This window comes from Sinorhizobium arboris LMG 14919 (assembly GCF_000427465.1).
Classification (GTDB): Bacteria; Pseudomonadota; Alphaproteobacteria; order Rhizobiales; family Rhizobiaceae; genus Sinorhizobium; species Sinorhizobium arboris.
Window position 1 is genome coordinate 143296 of the sequence record NZ_KE386497.1, and the last position, 21964, is coordinate 165259.

16 protein-coding genes and 8 pseudogenes are annotated in these 21964 nt (G+C 57.2%); 17 read left to right on the forward strand and 7 right to left on the reverse strand.

The window, feature by feature from the left end; genetic code table 11:
• Positions 1-132: 132 nt before the first annotated feature.
• Positions 133-1323 carry a Gfo/Idh/MocA family protein gene (locus SINAR_RS0129510; protein ID WP_028002430.1) on the reverse strand — a complete coding sequence of 397 codons (1191 nt, stop codon included), beginning with the start codon at positions 1321-1323 and terminating at the stop codon, positions 133-135.
• 1029 nt (positions 1324-2352) lie between these two features.
• Here SINAR_RS0129510 and SINAR_RS0129515 point away from each other — a divergent pair.
• From SINAR_RS0129515 to ehuR (SINAR_RS0129540), 4 genes are all read left to right on the forward strand, one after another.
• A complete protein-coding gene (locus SINAR_RS0129515; RefSeq protein ID WP_028002431.1) occupies positions 2353-2643 on the forward strand; it encodes a hypothetical protein in 291 nt (96 codons plus the stop codon).
• 808 nt (positions 2644-3451) lie between these two features.
• Complete coding sequence (locus SINAR_RS0129520) at positions 3452-4246, forward strand: calcium-binding protein (RefSeq protein ID WP_033058215.1); 795 nt, start codon at positions 3452-3454, stop codon at positions 4244-4246.
• A 918-nt stretch (positions 4247-5164) separates the two neighbouring features.
• A complete protein-coding gene (locus tag SINAR_RS0129535; protein WP_028002434.1) occupies positions 5165-5926 on the forward strand; it encodes a CmcI family methyltransferase in 762 nt (253 codons plus the stop codon).
• Between the two features lie 613 nt (positions 5927-6539).
• Positions 6540-7925, forward strand: a complete 1386-nt coding sequence (gene ehuR, locus SINAR_RS0129540; RefSeq protein WP_050577596.1) for a MocR-like ectoine utilization transcription factor EhuR — start codon at positions 6540-6542, stop codon at positions 7923-7925.
• 127 nt (positions 7926-8052) lie between these two features.
• Here ehuR (SINAR_RS0129540) and SINAR_RS1000000138550 read toward each other — a convergent pair.
• Positions 8053-8280: pseudogene (locus SINAR_RS1000000138550) on the reverse strand (Mu transposase domain-containing protein); the annotation flags it as partial.
• Between SINAR_RS1000000138550 and SINAR_RS01000000134030 the strand changes: the two are divergent.
• From SINAR_RS01000000134030 to SINAR_RS1000000138555, 3 genes and pseudogenes are all read left to right on the forward strand, one after another.
• Positions 8277-8581 (forward strand): annotated as a pseudogene (locus SINAR_RS01000000134030) (ABC transporter permease subunit); the annotation flags it as partial. The pseudogenes SINAR_RS1000000138550 and SINAR_RS01000000134030 sit on opposite strands and share 4 nt — an antisense overlap.
• On the forward strand, positions 8578-9360 hold the full coding sequence (eutA, locus tag SINAR_RS0129555) for an ectoine utilization protein EutA (protein ID WP_028002438.1): 783 nt from the start codon (positions 8578-8580) through the stop codon (positions 9358-9360). The pseudogene SINAR_RS01000000134030 and the gene eutA, both read left to right, overlap by 4 nt.
• Positions 9361-9541: 181 nt before the next feature.
• A pseudogene (locus SINAR_RS1000000138555) lies at positions 9542-9629 on the forward strand (aminopeptidase P family N-terminal domain-containing protein); the annotation flags it as partial.
• Positions 9630-9786: 157 nt separating this feature from the next.
• On the opposite strand, the pseudogene SINAR_RS1000000138360 reads toward SINAR_RS1000000138555, so the two are convergent.
• Positions 9787-10269, reverse strand: a pseudogene (locus tag SINAR_RS1000000138360) (hypothetical protein); the annotation flags it as partial.
• On the opposite strand from SINAR_RS1000000138360, the pseudogene SINAR_RS01000000134040 reads away from it, so the two are divergent.
• Positions 10207-10557, forward strand: a pseudogene (locus tag SINAR_RS01000000134040) (transposase); the annotation flags it as partial. The pseudogenes SINAR_RS1000000138360 and SINAR_RS01000000134040 overlap by 63 nt on opposite strands.
• Positions 10558-11061: 504 nt before the next feature.
• Here SINAR_RS01000000134040 and SINAR_RS1000000137440 read toward each other — a convergent pair.
• The gene (locus SINAR_RS1000000137440) at positions 11062-11283 is read right to left on the reverse strand and encodes a hypothetical protein (RefSeq protein ID WP_028002439.1); all 222 of its coding nucleotides are present in this window, start codon (positions 11281-11283) and stop codon (positions 11062-11064) included.
• Between SINAR_RS1000000137440 and SINAR_RS1000000138560 the strand changes: the two genes are divergently transcribed.
• The 3 genes from SINAR_RS1000000138560 to ehuR (SINAR_RS0129580) all read left to right on the forward strand — a co-directional run bounded on the left by SINAR_RS1000000138560 (position 11225) and on the right by ehuR (SINAR_RS0129580) (position 14109).
• The gene (locus tag SINAR_RS1000000138560; RefSeq protein ID WP_084617814.1) at positions 11225-11635 is read left to right on the forward strand and encodes a transposase; all 411 of its coding nucleotides are present in this window, start codon (positions 11225-11227) and stop codon (positions 11633-11635) included. The two genes, SINAR_RS1000000137440 and SINAR_RS1000000138560, sit on opposite strands and share 59 nt — an antisense overlap.
• Positions 11520-12536: a 2-hydroxyacid dehydrogenase gene (locus SINAR_RS0129575; RefSeq protein ID WP_028002440.1), complete on the forward strand. Its 1017-nt coding sequence runs from the start codon at positions 11520-11522 to the stop codon at positions 12534-12536. Before SINAR_RS1000000138560 ends, SINAR_RS0129575 begins: the two co-directional genes overlap by 116 nt.
• A 166-nt stretch (positions 12537-12702) precedes the next feature.
• A complete protein-coding gene (gene ehuR / locus SINAR_RS0129580) occupies positions 12703-14109 on the forward strand; it encodes a MocR-like ectoine utilization transcription factor EhuR (protein WP_028002441.1) in 1407 nt (468 codons plus the stop codon).
• A 51-nt stretch (positions 14110-14160) separates the two neighbouring features.
• On the opposite strand, the gene SINAR_RS0129585 is transcribed toward ehuR (SINAR_RS0129580), so the two are convergent.
• Positions 14161-15180: an NAD(P)-dependent oxidoreductase gene (locus tag SINAR_RS0129585; RefSeq protein WP_028002442.1), complete on the reverse strand. Its 1020-nt coding sequence runs from the start codon at positions 15178-15180 to the stop codon at positions 14161-14163.
• A 292-nt stretch (positions 15181-15472) separates the two neighbouring features.
• Here SINAR_RS0129585 and tnpB point away from each other — a divergent pair, with 292 nt between their 5' ends.
• From tnpB to SINAR_RS1000000137950, 4 genes and pseudogenes are all read left to right on the forward strand, one after another.
• Positions 15473-15814 (forward strand): IS66 family insertion sequence element accessory protein TnpB, encoded by a 342-nt coding sequence (tnpB, locus tag SINAR_RS0129590; RefSeq protein WP_028002443.1) that lies wholly within the window; start codon positions 15473-15475, stop codon positions 15812-15814.
• Positions 15815-16110: 296 nt separating this feature from the next.
• The gene (locus SINAR_RS1000000137940; protein ID WP_234710672.1) at positions 16111-16803 is read left to right on the forward strand and encodes an IS66 family transposase; all 693 of its coding nucleotides are present in this window, start codon (positions 16111-16113) and stop codon (positions 16801-16803) included.
• Positions 16764-17177, forward strand: a pseudogene (locus SINAR_RS1000000137945) (IS66 family transposase); the annotation flags it as partial. The gene SINAR_RS1000000137940 and the pseudogene SINAR_RS1000000137945, both read left to right, overlap by 40 nt.
• 84 nt (positions 17178-17261) lie before the next feature.
• Complete coding sequence (locus tag SINAR_RS1000000137950; RefSeq protein ID WP_272913713.1) at positions 17262-17387, forward strand: transposase domain-containing protein; 126 nt, start codon at positions 17262-17264, stop codon at positions 17385-17387.
• A gap of 77 nt (positions 17388-17464) precedes the next feature.
• Here SINAR_RS1000000137950 and SINAR_RS1000000135955 read toward each other — a convergent pair.
• Positions 17465-18228 (reverse strand): IS5 family transposase gene (locus SINAR_RS1000000135955; protein WP_209439317.1). Its coding sequence is split into 2 segments (ribosomal slippage): positions 17465-17892 and positions 17892-18228, totalling 765 coding nucleotides; the frame shifts between segments, so codons are not numbered across the junction.
• Between SINAR_RS1000000135955 and SINAR_RS01000000134055 the strand changes: the two are divergent.
• A pseudogene (locus SINAR_RS01000000134055) lies at positions 18195-19115 on the forward strand (IS110 family RNA-guided transposase); the annotation flags it as partial. The gene SINAR_RS1000000135955 and the pseudogene SINAR_RS01000000134055 sit on opposite strands and share 34 nt — an antisense overlap.
• A 598-nt stretch (positions 19116-19713) precedes the next feature.
• Here the strand turns inward: SINAR_RS01000000134055 and ehuB are convergent.
• Positions 19714-20565, reverse strand: coding sequence for an ectoine/hydroxyectoine ABC transporter substrate-binding protein EhuB (gene ehuB / locus SINAR_RS0129615; protein WP_028002445.1), 852 nt, complete (start codon positions 20563-20565; stop codon positions 19714-19716).
• 795 nt (positions 20566-21360) lie between these two features.
• Between ehuB and SINAR_RS1000000137955 the strand changes: the two are divergent.
• A pseudogene (locus SINAR_RS1000000137955) lies at positions 21361-21801 on the forward strand (tyrosine-type recombinase/integrase).
• The last annotated feature ends 163 nt before the right edge of the window (positions 21802-21964 follow it).

The following is a 21964-nucleotide window of genomic DNA, read 5'->3' on the forward strand; positions in this document are numbered from 1 at the left end:
TAGAGGCGACAAGCTCCACCTCTTTTTGAGTTCCCGCGGCGTGCAGGAGCAGGATCGACACTGCCTTTACTTTAGTATCATCCGCAGTGCCCGGCACAGCGAGCCCGCGGATGACATGGACTGCAAACGAATTCACTGCTTCATCGAAACCCAAGACCCACCGGATTCGTGGCTGTCGGCACAAGCGTCGATGAACAGCATGCCTTTAAGCCCATCTTCCACTCCGGAAAGCTCCACGCAATCTTTCGGGAGAGCGTATCCTGCGCGGCGGGCGGCGATTGCAAGGCCAGCTTCTGCATAGAGGTTTGCCCATGCATCCACGGCCGCTTCGCCGTGCCCCCGCGGAAGATGTATCAGCCGTTCCGCCTCAGGCAGGATTCCATTGCCATGGCCGCGGAGGAAAATCTGCTCCTGCTCCCCTAAGGGCACATAACGCAACACCTCGGGCTTTTCCTGATCCCAATCTAGCCCACCCATGTCGCCCCACACACGAATGCGGAGCCCGCAATATTGGCCCGGCGCTGCCTGCGTCACCCAAAGAATGCCAGGCGCACCATTCTCCAGACGGAAATTGACATAGGCTGTGTCTTCCATCCGCTTTGGAGCTCCACAGTTGTGGAACTCAGCCCTGACGCTCGCTATACCCTGCCCGGTAATTGTATGCAGGAGATGATAGGCATGCGTACCGATGTCCCCAATCGTTGACGTGCGGCCGACCTTCTCGGGATCGTGTCGCCAAATCGCACCCTTGCCACGATCGGGAACTGGACTTGTTGCCCACTCTTGAACATACTCCACGTGTGCCTGCCGGATGGATCCAACGGCCCCATTTCGAATCATGTGCTTGGCCTGACGAACCATCGCGTGATGCGCATATGGGTAAGTCATGACCAGCACTCGACCAGTAGCTCTTTGAAGCTCCACGAGTTCTCGAGCATCGGAAACCGTCGTGGTCATGGGCTTGTCCAGTATTACGTCGATACCAGCCTTGAGGAATGCCGCCGCGATCCGATGGTGGGTCCAGTTTGGCGTGACGATGGAAACTGCTTCTATACCGTCGTCGCGCCCGGCTTCTGCTTCTGCCATTTCCTTCCAGTCGCCATACGAGCGGTCGGGTGCAATCATCCATTCTGCGGCTGAGTTGTGTGCGTTATCCGGATCTGATGATAGAGCTCCAGCAACGACTTGCCAGTGATTCGACAGCCTCGCCCCAGCGAAATGCCATTGCCCGACAAGTCCGCCTCTTCCGCCCCCGACGAATCCCAGTCGCAATCGCCGACCGAGAAGTGGATTTCGCAAACCGCATTTCCCGACAGAGGTCATCTAGTTTCTCCATAGTGATTCATTCTTCTACGAAATCAGCAGCGGCATGCGTCCTGCGCCACACAGGAAGCCCTCGCCACTCCCCTCCACAAGAATGCCGCTCTAGTTACTGGTTGCTTCCTTGATGCTGGCCTGGTGCCGCGTAGATCACCTCGGCGGTCCGTTTCGTGTCGTGTTCGCCTCAGGAGGGCGCTCCTTGGGTTGGCCGGTTTGATCTTCATTCGCTCCTGCTCAAATGCCTGCTAGTTTGCAGACTTGGAAGCACGCACCGTGCCAAAGGAGAAGATCCTTTCTAAACAATGAGCTAGCTCATTCCCGCCATGTCGCATGTCCGACATCGCCGGAGATCCGACATAACGCATGTCGAACGCAATCAAGCTGGCGCGGCTGAAGGTTATTCGTGGCGAGGGCGATCGAAAGGTTTCGGGGACGAGGTTCGGAAGGCATTACACCGCGCGGCGTGTGGCGAAACAAGGGCATGGAATTGGACGGGGAACATGCCGTTGCCGGCACTTCTATGTGGGCCCCTCTCCCGCTGGTATGGTCACAGGTGGGCCCGCGCTGACTATTCAAAGGCGCCGGTCTGCTGCAGTCGTGCGCCCTATCATGCTCGCGCAGGCATATGGCAATTGCGACAGGCGCCGAAGTATCGCATTGGATCGTCGGGCACTGCTTTTCTTACCTGTATTCAGGCCTTGCAGGGAGAAAGCAGACTGGCCACCGCTGGGGGACCATCGCCATGGTTGTCTTCATTGTGACGTACTCATGCCCATTTGTCGGATGACGGATATTCCGATACCTCAACACCTTCCCGGTAAGGCCGGGTCGACGCGCTTGAAACACATGGCATAATTTATGCAAATCGCGGATCGTTCCATGCGGATAGCCAATTTGACCACTCGTCCGTGATGTTAAAAAACTACAGCTGGCGTTTAGCGGGAGGAGCCTTCCGCGATGCGCCAGGACGTGCCTGGGCTGAAGTTGCTACCAGACAGTCATTGTTCAAGAATAAGCCTGCAGGATCGGACCATGAGCTCAACGACGGATTTTATTGCAGAGCTGATCAGGGCAGCAAACGGGATAGAGAAACTCACGCACTATGAGGTAAGCCGTCTATTAGACCTCTCAATTGATGCCATCCGCGACATGTGGAGGCAGACTGGCGTCGCAGGAATACACAGTGCCCGGGACGTTCTTATTGATCTCAGGTTATCGTCGGAGCGCGCCCGAGATCTGCCTCCGGAACAAGTAAGGGACGCTCTCATCGACGCAGCCGACGTCCTCAGATCATTAAAAATTGTACTGGATCGCAATGAGTGAGTTGGGTTTATGGCGGTTGCCCCTGAAGCCGATCGTGACGGCTGTATTTCGGTGCTTCAAGGCGGCAACAAGATCAGTCATGGCGCGGATCGCCAAGTGGTCTCTTGGCTCGGGGGCAAAATCGCTGGGAATTGAAAGTTCGTGCCGACCGGGTGATGGCAGCTCTAGTCTTGCTCGGAACACTCGAAACTCGTGCGAAACCTCCGGCTTAGAGAGAATCGTGCAGCGGCTGCCTAAAGAGCCCTTCGGTCCGGTGCCAAACTGGTTGTGGCGATGGTGCCAGACAGCAATCCCGGGAGCGGTGCGCATATCAACAGCAATCGCCGTCGCCTACGGCGATAAAGGCGACGCAGCGGAACAGCGACCACTGCTCAGCCAGCAATGTATAGACGCGGCCTCAAACTATCATGATCGGGAGATCCCTTTATGCTTTCCGGTCCAGTGTTGAAGGAGCATCGCTAACCCAGCGTGCTTTTCTTGCCAAATGGTGGACGTTTCGAGGGTCGCGCAGCCGTAATTTGCTCGACCTAGCGGCGGTGGGCGTCGTCCAGGCCACCCGAGGAGACGCGAGGCGAGGCGGAGGATCTAGCTTGCCGCGCGGCGCCACGGCTCGCCGGCTCGCGGCAACGCATGCATGATCCCGTGTCGGCGCCGCGTGGGTCTAAAAATTCAAAACTGCTTTGAAGTCAAGCGCACCGGATGCATCCGGAATGTGGATGTATCCCATCGAATCAATCGATTACTACAATGGTCTGATAAAGAGTAAAGGAGGTGGTGTTGAGGCGTTAAATCATAAGGAGGATGTGCAATGCTAATCCGTGGTGGTCCGAGTGACAACAGCCTCCTCGGCAGCGATGGTGACGATCTGCTTATCGATCCCACCGGCAATGACTGGATCGACGGCGCTTTCGGGAACGACTCCATCTCGTCCGGCGAAGGCAATGACCGAGTGTTCGGTGACGAAGGCAATGACCATATCTTCGGCGAAGAGGGCAACGACTATCTTTACGGCGACAGTGGCCGCGACAGACCACCCGTGGCCGGTCAGGACAATGACAAGCTCTACGGCGGTCCCGGCGACGATGTTCTCTTCGCCAGTGACGGCAGAGATCAGCTGACCGGCGGCGACGGCCAAGACACCTTTGTGTTCCAATCCCACAACCCGGTCCGCGACCCGGCGGGCTGGCCGGACCCGGGCTATTCGGTCATCTTGGATTTCGACCCGACCGAGGATAATTTCGCCTTCGACGCGGTGGGCTATTACAGCGACGGTACTAGCGCGAACTTCGTCAACCACGCCAGTTCGCGGCCTGGCCACCCGGTGGATACCTTCCACAGCGGTGCGGCTTCGGATGCGAACGGCGAGGACGTCGTGGTTGTCACCGACAAGAGTTTTTACTCCGGCGATGGCGCCGCGAATGCGATCGCCGGCGAGACCACCGGCGACATCATTGTCTACCATGACGACCTGACCAAAAGCGCAGTCCTGGCCTATGTCACCTCCGAAAACCATGCGGATGAGTTCGCTCGCCTAGGCAGTGTGCATAGTTTGGCCGATCTTGCCGGCCTGGGCCTGAGTGCGTGGGACTTCACCTTCGTCTGATCCGCAAAGGCCGTATGGAAAGCGCCCCCGCCGCCGCCCAGCGGGGCGCTCTCCTCGCAGCTACTTGCCGTGGCCACACGAGCGGACGGTGCTGAGCACGATCGATCAGCGCCTGCGACTAGAACCATCATCGCGTCATCGCCGGATGGTAAGGATGCGCCACGGTCGGACCGAATAGCTCCCGGTACACATTAGCGGCTCCGCCCTCTTGTAGCCCATGAGGCCCCACGCGCGGCAACCCGGCGGCAGACAACCGGGCCAGTGTGCGCGAAGGCGCGCCTCTGAGCGTCCCGCTTCTCTTGTCGCAGACGAGCGCGCCGTCGGCCCACCCCGTCCACAAGTCAAGACACACTTTCAGAACCTCCTCGGCGGGGTCGTAGCGTTCACTGCGCGGCAGGACCGCATCCTTGCCGAAATACTGCGCGTCCCGGTCGATTGCGGAAGTCACGATGTTCCAGGCGATGCCGCCTCCGGCTCAGCGCATCGAGCGAGGAAACAGTGTGGCGACGCCGCTCCTCGGGTGCCTTGTTGCGTTCATGGATGATCGATTTCGACGGTTTCGGCGCCGGTCAAGCGTCAAGAGGCGCTCCGCTTGCGTTTTCGCATGCTCTCGCCGCGGAGTTCGGTGCGATAGGCAATGTGTTCGAGCTGCTCAAGGATGCATGACCGACGGTTACCAGCGAGTTGCGTCCCCTATCTGTCGGCCACCGGCTACGGCGGTCTCTACGAGCGGAGGGCCATCTCCTTTCGCGGCTGCTGTCAGCGGCGATGCTTCAACCACAACCGTTACGCGCTTTAGCACTACTAGCTTTGGTAGCTTGCCCAAACCGGGTAGCGGGTGTTTGAGTTGGGTTGCACTAGGGCACCGATCGAGCGGCCCTCTGGAGGCGATTACAGGCTCAATATGGAGATCGACACATGAAACTTGCTTCTGGTTATAAGGCTTTTTGCGAGGCTGCTCAAAAAAACTACCCAGATCAAACAAAGCCAGGTGGAAATCTTGACTGGGCGATCGCACTAAGCAGCGTTGTGACTTCTGAGTCTTCTGACCGTTTTGCAAAGCCATCGGCACGAGGATGGGAGTCGTCTTTTCACGCAAAGCTTTTTCCCAGTTACTCCACTAAGGTCGGGGCCTTGGCGATGACGTACAAAGGGTTAATGAACGTCAAGACTCCTTTTGATCTGGCTCTGTATACGAGGCTTATTTGGGAACTTCAGCCGGGGACAATTCTAGAGCTCGGTTCGCTTCAGGGTGGCAGCGGACTGTGGTTTGCTGATCAAATGTCGGCACTTTGTGAGAATCCAGGTGAAGTTCACTCATTTGATTTGAATATCAAATGTATCCACGCAAGTGCAAAGCATCCCCTTCTGACTTTTCATCAGGTCGACCTTTCGGACGTTGCCACTTTCGATGAAAGTCTGCTAATGAGGCTCCCTCATCCTTGGCTTGTGATTGACGACGCGCACGTACAAATATTCTCGATATTTTCTTACCTGCGACGCTTTCTTGTATCAGGAGATTACTATGTGTTCGAAGACGATCCTTTGCGTGCAGATAAAGAGATTAATGACGGCTTGCAGTTGGTCGAGCAATCAGGATTTTTAGTTGACACTTATTACACCGACGCGTTTGGAACCAATTTAACTTGTGCTCCAAATGCATGGCTTCGAAAGTCGTAAGTTGGATCGGCGGGTTTCTTGGAGCACCGTCCTCTTCATATTTAGTCGGTAAGTGTGGCGTGGGCTGGGGCAGCATCTTGGGAAGTCGTGCAAGCCCGTAATGGTCAGTCTTGAATCGCAGGCGCGCTGTCAACCGCAGCTAGATGAACATAATTCGCTGCCGGGGTTCATGGTTTCTTTCCGCCGTGGTCTCTATTGGAACGCCGCATGAGGGCGTTCAACAGCGGTGCGCAGAGTTCGCAGGGACGACTTCGAGATTGCGAACACCTTCGTCCCGGTTGTAACGCTTATCCTGCTGAAAGCGGATCTGGACTAAAGCTGAATCTTGCGGTGCGCACCTCTGCCTGGAACTCGGTGCCCCCGGGCCAGATCCGTGTAGGATGACAGCCATTTGCGAGCGACGGCAACCTTGGCCTTCTTGGCGCGCCCAGCCCGGACGGTCACCATAAGAGCGCCCTGGACCGAAGGCGTCGTCCGCAGTCGCTGAATCTATTGCAAGCTGACAAACTTCTACGCCGGTATCGAGGTTGGCAGCAGACGTGTTATCGCTTGGCCCCGCCCCTCGACCGCTTCAAGGCCTATGTCCGGTTCAATAGTGATTTTGGATATGTCAATGTGGATCCCAGACCTGTCTAATTCGGTTGGCCCGCGATACAAGGCAATCATCGACGCGCTTGAGCAAGCCATTGCTTCGAAAAGCCTATGTCCGGGCGATCGTTTGCCGACACACCGCGAACTTGCAGAAAGGCTCGGCGTCAGCGTACAGACCGTAGCTCGCGCTTACGCCGAGGCGGAACGGAAAGGACTACTCTCGGGCGAAGTTGGTCGAGGAACGTTTGTTCAGTATTTCAAGCCGGAACAGTGTGCGCCGTATTTCCCTTATGGCAACGTGCCAAACGCACGGGACTTCTCAAACATCATGCCGGTGCTCTCTGAAATCCATATTGAGGCACTCGGGGAGGCGCTCGTCGAGTCAGCCAAGGACGGCACCATCCAGCGCATGCTCGAGTGTCGGCAAACCCAAGGCATAGTGCAGCATCGCGAGGCTGGCCTCCACTGGCTTGAGCGCAATGGGGTGAAGGCGAGTGCCGACAGCTTGATAGTAACGAACGGTGTCGCTCACGGGATCTGGACAGCAATGGCTAGCATAACCGAGCCTGGTGATGTGGTCGCCACCGAGGCACTTGTGGCAACGCCCATTACCGTTAATGCCTCAATCCTCAAGATCAGGCTCCGCGGCCTAGCTATCGATCAGAACGGTATTATTCCCGAATCCTTTGAAGAGGCCTGTGCGTACGAAAACATCAAGGCATTGTGCATAACGCCCTGCTACAGTGCTCCCACGGTGTCCCTCATGGATGAGGGGCGTCGCGAACGGATTGCCGAAATTGCGCGGCGGCATGACGTAGCGATCATCGAGGACGATGTATTCGGTCCTCTAATACCCAAGCGACCGAAGCCCATCTGGTGCTTCGCTCCCGAACGCACATACTACGCGACGAGCTTTACAAAGTGCGTGATGTCTTCTTTACGGACAGGATTTCTTGCAGGCCCGATCCCAGCAATACCTCGTCTAATTTCCCGCGTTCGCGCCACCGGATGGAGTGCAAACATTTGGACAGCTGACGTTGCTGCTCGGTGGCTGCAGGACGGGACGATTGATCGGCTGATCGAATGGCAACGACAGAAACTCAAGACAAGATATGAGATCTTGAACCACATCCTCGGGCCATTTAGCTATGAAGCGGAGCCATACGGGATGCATGCGTGGCTGAATCTGCCTGAACACTGGCGGTCGCGCCATTTTGTGGATCATGCGCGATCTCTGGGACTCCTTGTCAGTCCCCCGGATCCATTCATCATCGGACGAGCAGTCGAACCCCATGCAGTACTGTTGGCACTTGGCGACACCAATAGAAATGACCAGGATTTCAAAGAGGGTCTTGAGCGAATTGCGACCGTCCTGCGAGAGCATCCCGATCCAAGTACTTGTTACTGATCCAGACTGCTCTATTGGGGAAGGCAATCGTGGGTACACTGGAGAAGGCGTCGTTGAAAGATCGAGGCGCTAAGCTGGACAACCGAAAGACCAGTCAAGATACGGTACAAGGCAATGAGGAAATGGCCCGGGGGGCCTTCCTCGCTGCTTGGCGATGAGCAGGATCGATCCGGTATCGCCGGCGTCCTTCGAGTACGATATAGCTGGCGACCAGGGGCCCCTCGTCCAAGATGTGGATCTGATCGGCAAGCTGGTCAACGTCGACAACCCGTCGGGTGCGAATGGGAATGATGTAATGATTGCTGCCGATCGAGACGAGACCGTCATGGTTAATGCAGCGCTCCAACTTGACAAGCGGCTAAAGCTTCGAATGTCAGCAGCCGCCAAACCTGGATCCACGTCGTTCACCCGCAAGCAATCCCCCCATGATACCGGCTCTCGCTAACTATCTTATTGCAATGTTCAAGGAGACGCCTCCGCTTTCCGCAATTACGGTCCTTGAGCTGACGAGCCAAGCAAAAAGCGTTGCGAATAGCAGTTATCGCTACATCGACCCAATGACAACTGTCGGAATCTTTTTCCTCGTTATGAGTCTGATCTCTGTACTGCTTCTGCGATGGTTGGAAGAACGCCATGCGCAAGTGGAGGAACGATGAAAGCTTCTGAGATAAAACTCGCGTCGCGTGCGGCACGGCTGGATAAACGCCCCCTTCTCAAGCGCGTGGGTCTCATTATCCTCGCTACGGATCACACCACAGAAGTAGATTTTCAGCGCATTGTGGCCAGCGACACGATCGGCGTGTACAGTACGCGCATTCCTTACGCGAACCCAACGACACCTGATAATCTCCGGGCAATGCAGCCGTCGCTGACCGCGGCCGCTGCGCTCATCCTGCCTGACGAAGAGCTAGATGTTGTTATGTACTCATGCACCTCTGCTTCCGTTGTCATTGGCGATGATCAAGTGAAAGCAGCGATAAAGTTGGCGAAACCTTCTGCGGCTGTCGTAACGCCAACGGCCGCGTCCGCTGCTGCGCTAAAAGCGGTTCAGGCTAAACGCATATCCATTCTGACGCCTTACACGGTCGAGATCAGCCGGCCAATGGCAACCTACTTTCTCGATATCGGGTTTGACATAGATCGATTTACATGCATCGGGCTAAGTGACGACCGAGAAATGGCACGCATTTCGCCGGCTGACATTGTAGCGTTTGCTCGTGAAGCAATGGGTCCCGAAAGTGATGCGCTATTCATTTCTTGCACCGCTGTACGAGCGGCGTGCGTGGCCGCTGACATTGAACAAGCCATAGGCAAGCCAGTCGTAACGAGCAATCTTGCCACGGCTTGGGCATGCCTTCGCCTGTGCAACGTGGAACTTTCGCCGCCGCGTGGCCACCTTTTCACCCCGTCGTACCGATTACCTTCAAAAGCGTGAGGGGACGGGCGCGAAACTTGCCTGATCGGGAAACTTAAAGTCTAGCTTCAGTTCAACAAATCAAAGGCAGCGTGTCGCAGGCAATGCTAAGCGTCAGCGCCGTTGCCCAATGGGAAGGAAGAAAATGTCAGACTCAGCGTTGAAGTTCACGCCAGAAGAATAGACCCAACGACTAGAGTAGACCCGGGCAGCTATGGAGACGAAAGGGATCGATCTTCTTATTGTCTGCGATCCTTCGAACATGAATTGGCGCACCGGGTATGATGTAAATGCCGTTCGGCAGCTGCAGGACGGTGTCGTTGGGCCGGAACGCACGCCGCAATTGCCGTCGACACCCGCCTTTTCGAGACCATTGCGCATCATCTCGACATCCGCGGCGGCATAGCGGTGGGTGGTGGCGACCTGTGCGTGCCCGAGCCAGGCTTGAATCGTCAAGAGGTCCACGCCCGACTGGAGAAGCTTCATGGCAAGGGAGTGCCGGAAGATGTGCGACGATATGGGCTTGTCGGCCAAGGCCGGGCGATCCGTGGTCACGGTCGCGGGAGTGGCGTTGTGTTGTCTGGTCAAGCGTCGGCGAAAGTAGGATTCCAGGAGCGGCGCCAGCAGCAAGTGTTTGCTCATTCTGCACCTCCATCGAGAAAGGCGCGCTCGGCTGCAATGGAGAGAAGATTCGCTGATCCGGTGAGATAATAGGCTGTATCGCAGTAGTTGGCGTGGCCGAGGTATGTGGCGAGCGATGGGAGCAGCGCCTGAACGTCTGGGCACTGTTGATAGTGTTGAAAAAGTCCCGCTTGAAACAGTCCTGAAGCACTGATTCAGTCTTCTTATCGGAAGGAGATTGAGTCGATGATGGGCGAGCAAAGTGTGATGCAGGAGGAGCTGTTCTATGGCTTCAGTCTGGAACGGCATGTGCCGGCGGATCACCTTCTCAGGGCCATCGACCGCTTCGTTGACCTTTCCGGTGTCCGCCAGCACCTCGCGCCGTACTACAGCCCGATCGGCCGTCCCTCGATCGACCCCGAACTGCTGATCCGCATGCTGATTGTCGGCTACTGCTTCGGCATCCGCTCGGAGCGGCGGCTGTGCGAGGAAGTCCACCTGATCCTGGCCTATCGGTGGTTCTGCCGGCTTGGCCTCGAGGGCGATGTGCCGGACCATTCGACATTCTCAAAGACACGCCATGGCCGCTTCCGCGAAGTCGCGAATGTCGATCGGCATCGTTGCGCTGATCGCATCGATTGCGCGCCGGACGTCATCCCATGCAAGGCACGGCGGCAAATGCGCCAAACGCCAGTCCCGGCAAACTGGCTAAAGCGCGCGATCCGGCTCAGATAAATCTTGGCTAACGCTCGCTTGTAACCGAGCGTGAAGAAATGCTCCGCGAGACGATTCATCTCGTCACCTAGGGCGCCGCTACGCAGGCGCTTGAGCACCCCGGCATACGAAAAGTAGAACTCGAGCATATCGCCCCCTCCGAGATAGCGGCGCAGGGGGATCCCGCACTCACCCCAGAGGAACCAAAGATTTATGTGGCGCAGAATTCCAGCCTCGGCAGGCCCGGCTGGCGCCAGGACGGCTCCGTCACGTAATCTCTCCCGACACATAAAAACGGATCACTGCCCGAATCCCGCACCAGCGACAGCAGGCTGTCCGGCCCCTTGCGGAAGTCGACAATGGCTGGGCAGGAACACCTGGACGGGATCATGTCGACTGCACCGCCCGGACCATCCGCTGCAAGTGCGCCTCGTCTACGTCCGCACCGGCACGCACAACAACGTCGCCAATAACAACCTCGATCACGGCGCCTGCCGCCTGCGCCACGGCAACTTCGGCAGCGTGGTCGGACGCATTCAAGGCGCAGGTCGTGGCAGAGGCGCTGGAGCCCCGCGCAAGCATCTCGGCGATCGCCCATCGAGTTGGCATTCACCCGTCGCAGCTCTTCGCCTGGCGTCGTGACGCTCGGACCAATCTGCGCAGTACGTCACATCTGCCTCCATCGGAAGCCATTCACACCAACGCTATCGCCTCTGACCCTGCCGTGTGCATCAATGTCGCGAGTACACATCCATTGACATGCATCAAATTGAAGATTGCACTAGTGCATCTGCCGTTATATGAATTCGTTGCTTTGTTTGAAATTCTGTCTGATGGAGGGACACATGAAAGTATTGATTGGTTGGCATGCGACAGAGGAGGAAATGGCTCGCTTTCGGAAAGCTCTTCCCAACGCGAACATCGTCGGCCCGCGGCCCGCGCCCTATCTCTCCCGCTTTGATCTCACTCTCAAGTCCATAGCGGATTCTATTGTCGACGCTGACGCTATCGTCGGATGGGTAATGCCAGACGGCGCATTGGATTTGGCCAAGAAATTGAAGCTCATTTGCTGGATGCATGCCGGCTGTGACGAACTCGATTTGCCGCGGCTTAAGTCACTCGGCGTCCAAGTCACAAACTTACGTGGAGCGAACAGCATTGCCGTTGCAGAGCACGCAATGGCGATAATCTTGGGGCTTGCGAAACGATTGGTGGCAAAACATCAGGCCGTTGTATCCGCGCAGCCGTCACCGCTCTATGAGGATGGCTCGCGATCGGCGATGCTTCATGGACGGACACTAGGTATTATCGGCTTGGGACAGATTGGTTCCAATATCGCCCAGCGCGCCAAGGCTTTTGACATGAAAGTGCTGGGGGTACGGCTACACCCCGAACGTGGTGCTGGAGCCGCGGATGAAGTCTATGGCATCGACGGCATGCACGACGTTCTCAGCAAGAGCGACTATGTCGTGCTCTCAACGCCAATCACCCGCCAAACCGACTCATTCTTCGGGGCACGCGAGATTGACTCGATGAAGAGCGGGGCATACCTGTTAAATATTGCACGCGGTAACCTCATCCAAGAACACCCGCTTTATGATGCGCTCACATCTGGGAAGATTGCTGGTTACGGCGCGGATGTTTGGTGGACTTATAACAACGCTTTTCCTGCGACCTACCACTTCCCAGTGCCGTCTCGGACGGGCATCCAGCGCATGGCTAACGTGATCGCCACAGGCGACCAAGGAGCCAACGCAGATGATGTTGTCGACAGGAACATTAGCCGGTCGATCTTGGGCTTGCAAGAGTTCTCTGAAAGCAAGCCACTAACCTGGAAGATTGACCTCGATCTCGGGTACTGAGATCACTTCTTATCGAGTGCTTTGCTAGGGCGGCTACACATGCCGCCCAGCATTAGGACTGTCGATGGCCATAGCTTCTCGCCTGCGCGCTTTGCGTACGCGCCTCGCCGAAGGTCCTCGGTTAGACCACGTTGCTATTGAGGTCAATAAAAGCTAGTAATCCGCAATGTCGTTTTGGCTTCCAAGTATCCCTAAGTCATCGTTCCCCCGATACGCCGCAATCGCAGACGCGATTGAAGAAGCTATCAACCAAAAGCGCTTGCATCCCGGTCAACAGCTGCCCACCCATCGCGAGCTTGCACAGAAGTTGGGGTTCAGTGTTCAGACCGTAGCGCGGGCATACGCCGAAGCAGAGCGCCGAGGCCTGACTGCGGGAGAGGTCGGCCGCGGGACGTTTGTCCAATATGTCACGCCTGATGTTGGGCAAGGCTTTGTCGCCGAAACAAAGCAGTCGGGTGTTACAGACTTCTCCAACATTACGCCGCTTCGCGATGATATCCATGTCCAAGCATTCAAGAATGCGTTAGCGAACATGATGACAGGTGCGCCGCTGCAGCGCGCAATGGAATATCGGCCAAGCCAAGGGCTTGTTCAGCACCGTTTAGCCGCCGTCGGATGGTTACAGCGACACGGGATCTCCGTCGATGTTGAGAATGTTGTCATCACCAACGGGGCTACGCACGGAATATGGACCGCTATGGCCACTTTGTTGGAACCTGGCGACGTCATCGGTACTGAGGCTCTCACACAGACCGCAAATCTCATAAATGCTTCTGTGATGAAGTTGCGGCTTCGTGGCATCCCAGTCGACGCTCAAGGAATTATTCCGGAGGCCGTTGAAGAGGCATACAAGCGACAGCCCATCAAAGTATTGTCGCTGACGCCTTGTTACAACAATCCAACGGGCTCTCTAATGGGCGATAAAAGGCGTGTCGAAATTGCGGAGATCGCCAGAAAATATGATATTGCTATCATCGAGAATGATGTCTTCGGCCCTTTGATCCCGAATAGGCCGAAGCCGCTTTGGACCTATGCACCGGAACGCACGTACTATGTAACCAGCTTCTCCAAGGCCGTGATGCCTACTTTACGAACAGGATTTCTGTGTGGCCCCCCGGGCATGACTTCTCGGCTGATATCAAGGTTGCGCGGGACAGGCTACATGTCTAACACCTGGACTGCCGAGATCTTGGCGGCATGGATCTTCGATGGAACAGTCGAGCGACTTATCGAATGGCAACGCGATCAATTGAGCGAACGCTGCAGGCTGCTGAAAAAGACGTTAAGCGCCTACAAAGTTGTCGCCCATCCCTACGCACTCCATGCTTGGCTAACTTTACCGGAACCATGGAGGTCTCAGACATTCTTTGATCAAGCCCGTTCTCGTCGGCTGTTAGTTACTCCTCCTGATCCCTTTATCGTGGGACGTGGGGAGGATCCGCACGCAGTCCGTTTGGCCGTGGGAGATACAGTTCGTGACAAGCAGGATTTTGTAGGCGGCCTTAAACGTGTTGCGGCTCTACTAGCCGAAAGCCCGGAACCTCCTCCGCAAGCGTTTCAGGAGCTTGCGTAGGTGGCTTCCCGACTTCAACCAAGCTGCGCCCAATGGCGCGGCCGCTTATTACTAATATCCTAGATCGAGACTGACTTCATTTTCGACCGGTTGACCGGACATAAACTCAATCACATTTTTGGTACCGTAAGCGAGATTCCGCTCGCGCACGTCATCTGCGTTTGAAGCTTGGTCCCCCGAGCAAAGTACATTTGGTAGCTTATGTACTCCCAACCGGGACATCGTACCATTGTAGCATGTAGCTGGCATTGCATTCTCATACCACCACCAAACATCAGCGGCGAACCCGCGCAAGCGGCCGGAAATTAGGGCTTCATAAAGTGGCTTCTCAGAAACCAGCGTCCCACGGGCGATGTTGATAAGAAACGCAGATGGTTTCATCGCGTCGATTTCAGCCTTGCCGAAGAATTTTTCAGTGTCGCTGGTGAGTGGCATAGCCAGCACTACGTAATCACATTGAGCAAGCACCGAATGAAGCTCCTCAACGCCGTACATCGAATCGACATGGTCGACCGTGACATTCTTGTTTCGCCTGACACCCAATACCTGCATATTAAATGCCTTGGCACGTTTGGCAACGCGTGCCCCGATGTTTCCTACACCAATAATCCCGAGAGTCCGCCCGTCCAGCATGGCGGCTCGCGTACCGTCTTCCCACCAGGGAAACACCTGTTGTCCGCTTGTCGCAAGATTGTGCTTTAGAACGGTCATCTTCGCCAGCGAAAGCATGAACATCATAGCCTGCTCTGCAACCGCGACGGCATTGGATCCCCGAATGTTGGCGACTTTGATTTCCCGCGACTTTAGAAGGGCAAGATCCATCTCGTTGATGCCTGCATGAAGCCAACTGATGAACTTCAGTTTCTCCGCGATCTCAACGGTCCCTCTCGGTAGGGTGTAGCAAATGATAATATCAGCATCGACCACCAGGTCCTTAACCTCGTCGAAGTTCGTTTCAAACCGAGAAAAATAGTCGCCCCGTGGAGCAACAACGGATGTGCCCGGCGGCAACGCCCCCTTTACATACTCAAGTTCTTCGTCGGTAGCATGCCACAAGCAGGCAACTTTCATCTCTCAATCCCTCCTGATGAATCTTGGATTTCTGCCCGGCAACGGTCAGACCTCAGTTCATTGCAGGATACGACGTACAAAGAATTGATTCAATCTATACATTCAATCAGTTCAATTTTTTTCAAGGGAGCACGTCGAGCTCACATCATTCGATATTGCGGTGGCCCGAAAGTAAGCGTCTACTGGCGAAGCGGTGATCGAGGTTGTTATTTATTGGCGACGTGATCGTGCGTGCTCGCGCAGACGTCAGCGAGGCGCACTTGCAACGGGTGATCCGGGCGGTGCGGTCGGCATGATCCCCTCCGGCGTGAAGGATTTCCTCGCCAGTCAGGTCGACTTCCGCAAGGGCCCGGACAGCTTGCTGTCGCTGGTGCGGGATGCCGGCAGTGATCCGTTCAACGGTGCGCTTTACGTCTTCCGGGCCAAACGAGCGGATCGAGTGAAGATCGTCTGGTGGGACGGCTCCGGCGTCTGCCTTTACGCCAAGCGGTTGGAGAAATCGCAATTCTGCTGGCCCCGGATCGGTCATAATCGGGTCCAACTCAACCATGCTCAGCTTCTGGCGCTGATCGATGGCATGGATTGGAAGCGGGTTCGAGCCGTGCCGGTCAAGCCGCCGGAAATTGTTGGGTAAAGCCCTGCGGCGAAGTGAATCAGCGGCCTGAAAGGGCAGGAAAACCGAAGCAAAATGTGCTCTGGTCGAACCGATGACGCCGCCTGATCTCAAACTCCCGGATGACGTCGAAGCGCTGAAAGCCATGGTGCTTGCCATGCCGAAAAGGCGGCGCGCGCCGATGCCCTGGAGAGCGAGGTCGCCGATCTCAAGGCACGCAACGCCCCCGATGAGCGCATCGAGCGGCTGACGCAGATCCTGAAGGCTTCGATCGCGCCCGCTTCGGCCGGCGATCGGAGAAGCTCGGCTCTCCCACCGTGGACGACGAGCAGCAGGCCTTTGTCTTCGAGGAAATCGAGACTGGCATCGCTGCGATCAGGGCACAGGTCAGCAAGGGCCGCGAGCGTCCGGATGGCAAACGTCCGCTGCGTCCGCGCAAGGGCTTTGCGCCCCATCGTGAGCGGGTCGAAGTGGTGATAGAGCCGGAGGAGCTGCCGGAGCATGCCGGCAAGCAGAAGGTGCTGATCGGCGAGGACGTCTCGGAGCGACTTGATGTGGTGCCGGGCGCGGCCCACATCATCGAGAGCGGCATTCCGACGGAAGCGCTTCTGGCGCAGATCGCCGTCTCCAAATATGCCGATGGCCTGCCGCCGCTCTGCCGACAGGAGGCGATCTACGCCCGCGACAAGGTCGAGCTCGACCGCAAGCTGATGGCGCAATGGATCGGCAAGCTCGGCTTTGAGCTGGAGATCCTTGCCGACTACCTCTTTGAAGGGGGAGCGGATCTTCGCCGACGAAACCACCTTGCCGACGCTCGCTCCCAGCTCCGGATCGACGAAGACAGCCTTCTATGGGCCTATGCCAAGGATGACCGACCATTTGGCGGCAGCGGTCCGCCCATGGTCGTCTACCGCTTTGAGGACGGTCGGGGCCGGCGAGTGCGTCGCGGCATCTCAAGGGCTGCCGCGGCATCCGGCAAGTCGACGGCTATGCCGCCTATAACACGCTGATCCGCTCCGATGGCGGCAATGACGGCGTCACATTGGCGGGCTGCTGGTCACACAGTCGGCGCAAGTTCTACGAGCTGCATGTCGGCAAAAGGTCCGAGGTTGCAACGGCGACGGTCGAGCGGATGGCGAAACTGGCAGGTTGAGGAGACCATGCGCGGCAAAAGCCCTGAGGCCCGTGCGCGGCGCGTCAGCAAACCTCCGCCGCGATCGTCACCGAGCTCTTCGCCCTCTGGCAGAAGACCCTGCCACGGATCTCCGGCAAATCGAAGCTCGCCGAGGCGATCCGCTACGCCACCTCGCGTCGCGCCATCTTTGAGCGCTTCCTGACCGACGGTCGCATCGAGCTCGACTCCCACATCGTCGAGCGAGCAATCCGGCCCCAGGCCATTACAAGAAAGAACTCACTCTTCGCTGGCAGCGACAGCGGGGGACGGACTTGGGCAATCATCGCGACGCTGCTGCAGACAGCGACGATGAACGATCTCGATCCGCTTGCCTGGCTCAGCCAGACCCTCGAGCGCATCGCCAGCGGCTGGCCCAGCAGCGAAATCGACGCGCTGATGCCGTGGAACTACGCCCGCTGAACGGCCTCAGCTTGCCGCTCACGCCAGAAATCAACGATTAATATTTCTTTATCCGTAGCATTAGGTCGTGTGGACAATTATCTGATCCATAGCACGATAGCTGCGATGGTGACGACGGCGAGATAGTTTCTGGCAGTTTTCTCGAAGCGGGTGGCGACGCGCCGGAACTGCTTGAGCTTGGAGAAGCAGCATTCGATCGGATGCCGCTGGGCGTAGAGGTGCTTATCCAGCGGGTATTTTCGCGCCCTCGAGGGATTGTTGGGGATCACTGCCACGGCGCCCTTGTCGGCGATGGCGAGGCGCAGGCGATCGCTGTCATAGGCAGCGTCGGCCATGACGATGTCGGCGGGCAGGCCCTCGATCAGAGCGTCGGCTTGCGGTGCATCGCCCTTCTGGCCTGCAGTGAGCGTGAAGCGGACCGGGCAGCCGAGACCGCGCACGGCCATGTGGATCTTGGTGCTTAAGCCGCCGCGTGAGCGGCCAAGGGCCTGATCTTCAGCCCCTTTTTTGCGCCGGCGGCGTGCTGATGGGCGCGGACGATGGTGGAATCGACGATCAGGTATTCGAAGTCGGGGTCGTCCGACATCGTCGCGAAGATGCGCCACCAGATGCCCTTCTGGCTCCAGCGGCTGAAGCGACGGAATACGCTATTCCACTCGCCGAACACCTCCGGCAGATCGCGCCAGGGCGAACCGGTCCGCACGATCCACAGCACCGCTTCGACGAACATGCGGTTGTCGCGGCCAGACGAACCGCGCGTCCGCTCGTCGCCAATAACCTGCGGTGCTATCCGCTCCCACTGATCCGAAGCAGATGCTGCCCTTCTTCTCGAAGCTGCCACCCTGCCTCATCGGGGTGGAAGCGTGCGGAACGGCGCACTACTGGGCTCGCACGCTCGCCGCGATGGGGCACGAAATCAGGCTCATCCCCCCGTCCTATGTGAAGGCCTATGTCAAACGCGGTAAGAGCGATGCGCTGGATGCTGAAGCAATCTGCGAAGCCGTTCAGCGCCCGACGATGCGATTCGTGCCCATGAAGACGGTGGAACAGCAAGGCATTCTCATGACCCACCGCGCCCGAGCGCTGCTCGTTCGCCAGCGCACGATGATCGCCAATGCGTTGCGGGCGCATCTGGCAGAGTTCGGTCTTGTCGCCAATCCCGGTGTCGCCAATCTGGCGAAGCTGGCGCAGCAGGTCCTGTCTGACGGGGATGGCTTGCCGTCTTATGCCCGCACCGCGCTGGATATTCTGATCCGGCAGATCATGACGCTTAGCGATGAGATCACAGCGCTGGATCAGCAACTTCTCGCTTGGCATGCCGACAGCGAGGCCAGTCGCAGGCTTACCGCTATCCCCGGTCTCGGTGTGATCACGGCCACAGCTGTCGCCGCCACCGTCACCGATCCCGATCAATTCCGCTCGGGCAGGCAATTTGCCGCCTGGCTCGGCCTGACGCCGCAACAGCATTCGACCGGAGGCAAAACGCAGCTCGGCGGCATCTCCAAGCAAGGAGACCGATACTTGCGCAGATTGCTCGTTGTCGGCGCTACCGCCGTCATCCGGCACACGAAGGACAAGGCAACGCCCATGGCGAATTGGATCAGAAAGCTCTTGGAGAAAAAGCCGTTCAGGCTGGTCTCCGTCGCGCTCGCCAATAAGCTCGCGCGGATCGCATGGGCCGTTCTGACGCGGAAGGAAGCTTATAGGGCCCACGAGATGATCGCCTGAGTTCAATCCCAGACAACCCGAATTGGTAACGGCAGTCGATGATGTGTAACGATCGAGCCAATGGTAAGGCCAACCCGTCTGATTCAATGCGCTTCAATCGCGCGCCATCTTGATCAGGGACCTCACCGGCGGATTTCCATCAGGGCCAGCGGTCGAACTTCACACCGCACAAACAGGCCGGACATATGAAAGCAACCGATCAAACAATCCCGACAAAGGGCCCTTGCCATAGGGGGTGTCCACATATGAATCTGATTTGCTCAGCCTTGGGAATCCCAAGAGTCCACACGACCTAGAGCGATGCGTTCAGTTGACTTGAAAACAGGGAGTTGCGCGGGACGAACCGGTATGACAAGTGGCTCCTCCGCACCCATACGGAAGCTCGAAAAACAACCGGGTGCCCTGACATGGTAGGAGGCCAAAGCCCTACCTGTGGTTCACATATGTTCGCTTAGGACATCTCTGCGAAAACCAATGTAGGACCTGATTACTCAAGAGGTCGGCGGCAACAAGAATGCCACCGCCGAACTCCATCTTGCGTCCAACGCCATTCTCCTTCAAAAACAGCACAGAACGGCCTCTCCCTTCGGGGAAGGTTTTAGTTGGCGGCGCACAGCTTTTCGCGGCTTGTCGACATAGCCACATCCGCTGAGAAGCCGTAAGGTTCAATGATTTTCGCAAATTCGCCGGACTTCTTCATTTTCGCAAGTTCGACATCGTATGCGTCTCTCAAGGCCGTATCTGCCTTATTGAATGCAGTGCCATCGCAGCCGACAGGGGCGTCTGCAACGGGAGCTACCACTTCGATCGTTTCGTCTGCCGCCTTCTTTTTAAGATCGTTGAGTGAAAGCATCGGCAAAGCATAGAGATCAATGCGGCCATCCTGCAGCATTTTGAGACCACCTTGAGCGTCCGGTGCAACGATCACTCGGTCGCGAGGCACACCCGCGGCTAGAGCCATTTTTTCCTGTAATCCTCCGCCAGGGACGCCAACTGTGGCAGAGGAATCCTTCGCGATATCTTTGTAGGCCTTGAAGCCTTTAGGATTCCCCTTCTTCACCAGAAAGCCCTCCGCATCGCAGAGAATTGGTTCCGAATAAGCTACAGCGCCGCATCGCTCTGGCTTCATGAATAGGCCGGCTGTCACCGCATCAAAACGACGAGCTTGGATCCCTGGGATCATCGCACCATACTCCGACACCGAGGCAACGATGTCTGGCACACCAAGCTTTTTAAAGATTGCGCGCGCCACATCTGGCCCGGCCCCCGAAACTTTTCCGTCGGCCGAGACTGCGGTGTACGGTGGTTCATTTGCAATTGCCACTCGAGCAAATCCCTGGGACTTCAGTTGTTCAAGCTTGTCATCGTCGGCCAGCGCGGCGCTTGTAAAGCTCAGCGTGGAGACAAAAGCGAGGCCGGCGACGCCAGCCAGTATTTGATTTTTTTTCATCGTGCCCAACTCCTCCTATTTTCTCTTCTATTGCTTTCGCGGCTACATCGTTTCATCGCACCTTCAGCAATGATCTCCTACTTTTGCTTTTGGCTAAGGTTGCGGGGGTCTCTTCGCTCTCTCAATTCCTCGTGGAGAACGATGGCGTTCGATCGCTTGTGGGTTCGACGGAAGCGATTTAACCACCAAACAAACTTGCGATCTTAATCTAGAGATAATTTTTAGCTCGGTATTTGACCTGATACAAGAGGGATAATGGATCATCTCAATTCCAGCACTTTATAAGGCTTGATCCAGCGCAGCACCTGGAGAGATCCAAGATCTTTCCAGTATTGCTCAGGCCGAGCTTATCTGTTCCGCCTAACGCCGAGTTGCGCTAACATCCTTTGTTCTGGCGATTGGCAATCAGATCGTCGACGACAGCGGGATCGGCAAGCGTCGAGGTATCGCCGAGTGACTTCGCCGAGGCGACGATTGGAAAGGCGCCCACCCGGCTGACCTTAGCCGACCTTAATGCGCAGTTGATCCTGAGCTTCCTCGAGCACTTGGAGAAGGAGCGGAGCAACGGCGCCCGTACTCGCAACGCCCGCCTGGCGGCGCTTCGTTCTTTCCTTAAGAATGCCGCCCAATACGAACTGACCGCGCTCCCCGTCATCGATGGGTGCTGGCAATTCCGATGAAACGGTTCGACCGGCCGGTCCTGGGATTTTTGTCACGCTAGGAGATGCAGGCGATTCTTGAGGCGCCGGGTGCGCGGACATGGCAGGTGAGCGGGATCGCGCACTGTTCAGCCTCATGTACAACACCGGCGCCCGCCTGTCTGAAGCCATCGGCCTGCGCGTCGGCGAGGTCGCGTCGATGGCTCGGCGTTCGCGCACCTGCATGGAAAGGGGCGCCAAGACCGCAGCGCGCCACTCTGGCGTACGACCCGCCAACCTGATCCGCAACTGAAAGGGCCGGTTGGACCGCCCAGGCGAGGAGAACGTCCTGTTCCCGAACCGGAGCGGAGGATGCATGGCGCGTTCGGACGTCACCCAGCGCCTTGAACTTGCGGTCTCGGCCGCCGCGGAACGTCACCCGCAACTCGCACGTCGCTCGATTTCGCCTCACACCATCCGCCACACTACGGCGATGCATCTCCTGCAGTCCGGCGTCGACATCAGCGTCAGCGCCTATGACTGGGTCATGAGAGCCCCGCCACGACGCACATGTACCTTCCGGCGGATCTCGCCATGAAGGAGCGTACGCTCAACCGGCTGCAGCCCATGACGGCCAGTCAAGGTCGGTTTCGACCGCCGGACCAGCTCATGCAGTTCCTGTTGAGCCTTTAAAGATTATGCGCAGTTCACCAGCAGGAAATCGCTCGGGAAACCGATGGTTATTCGCTTCTATCCCCGTG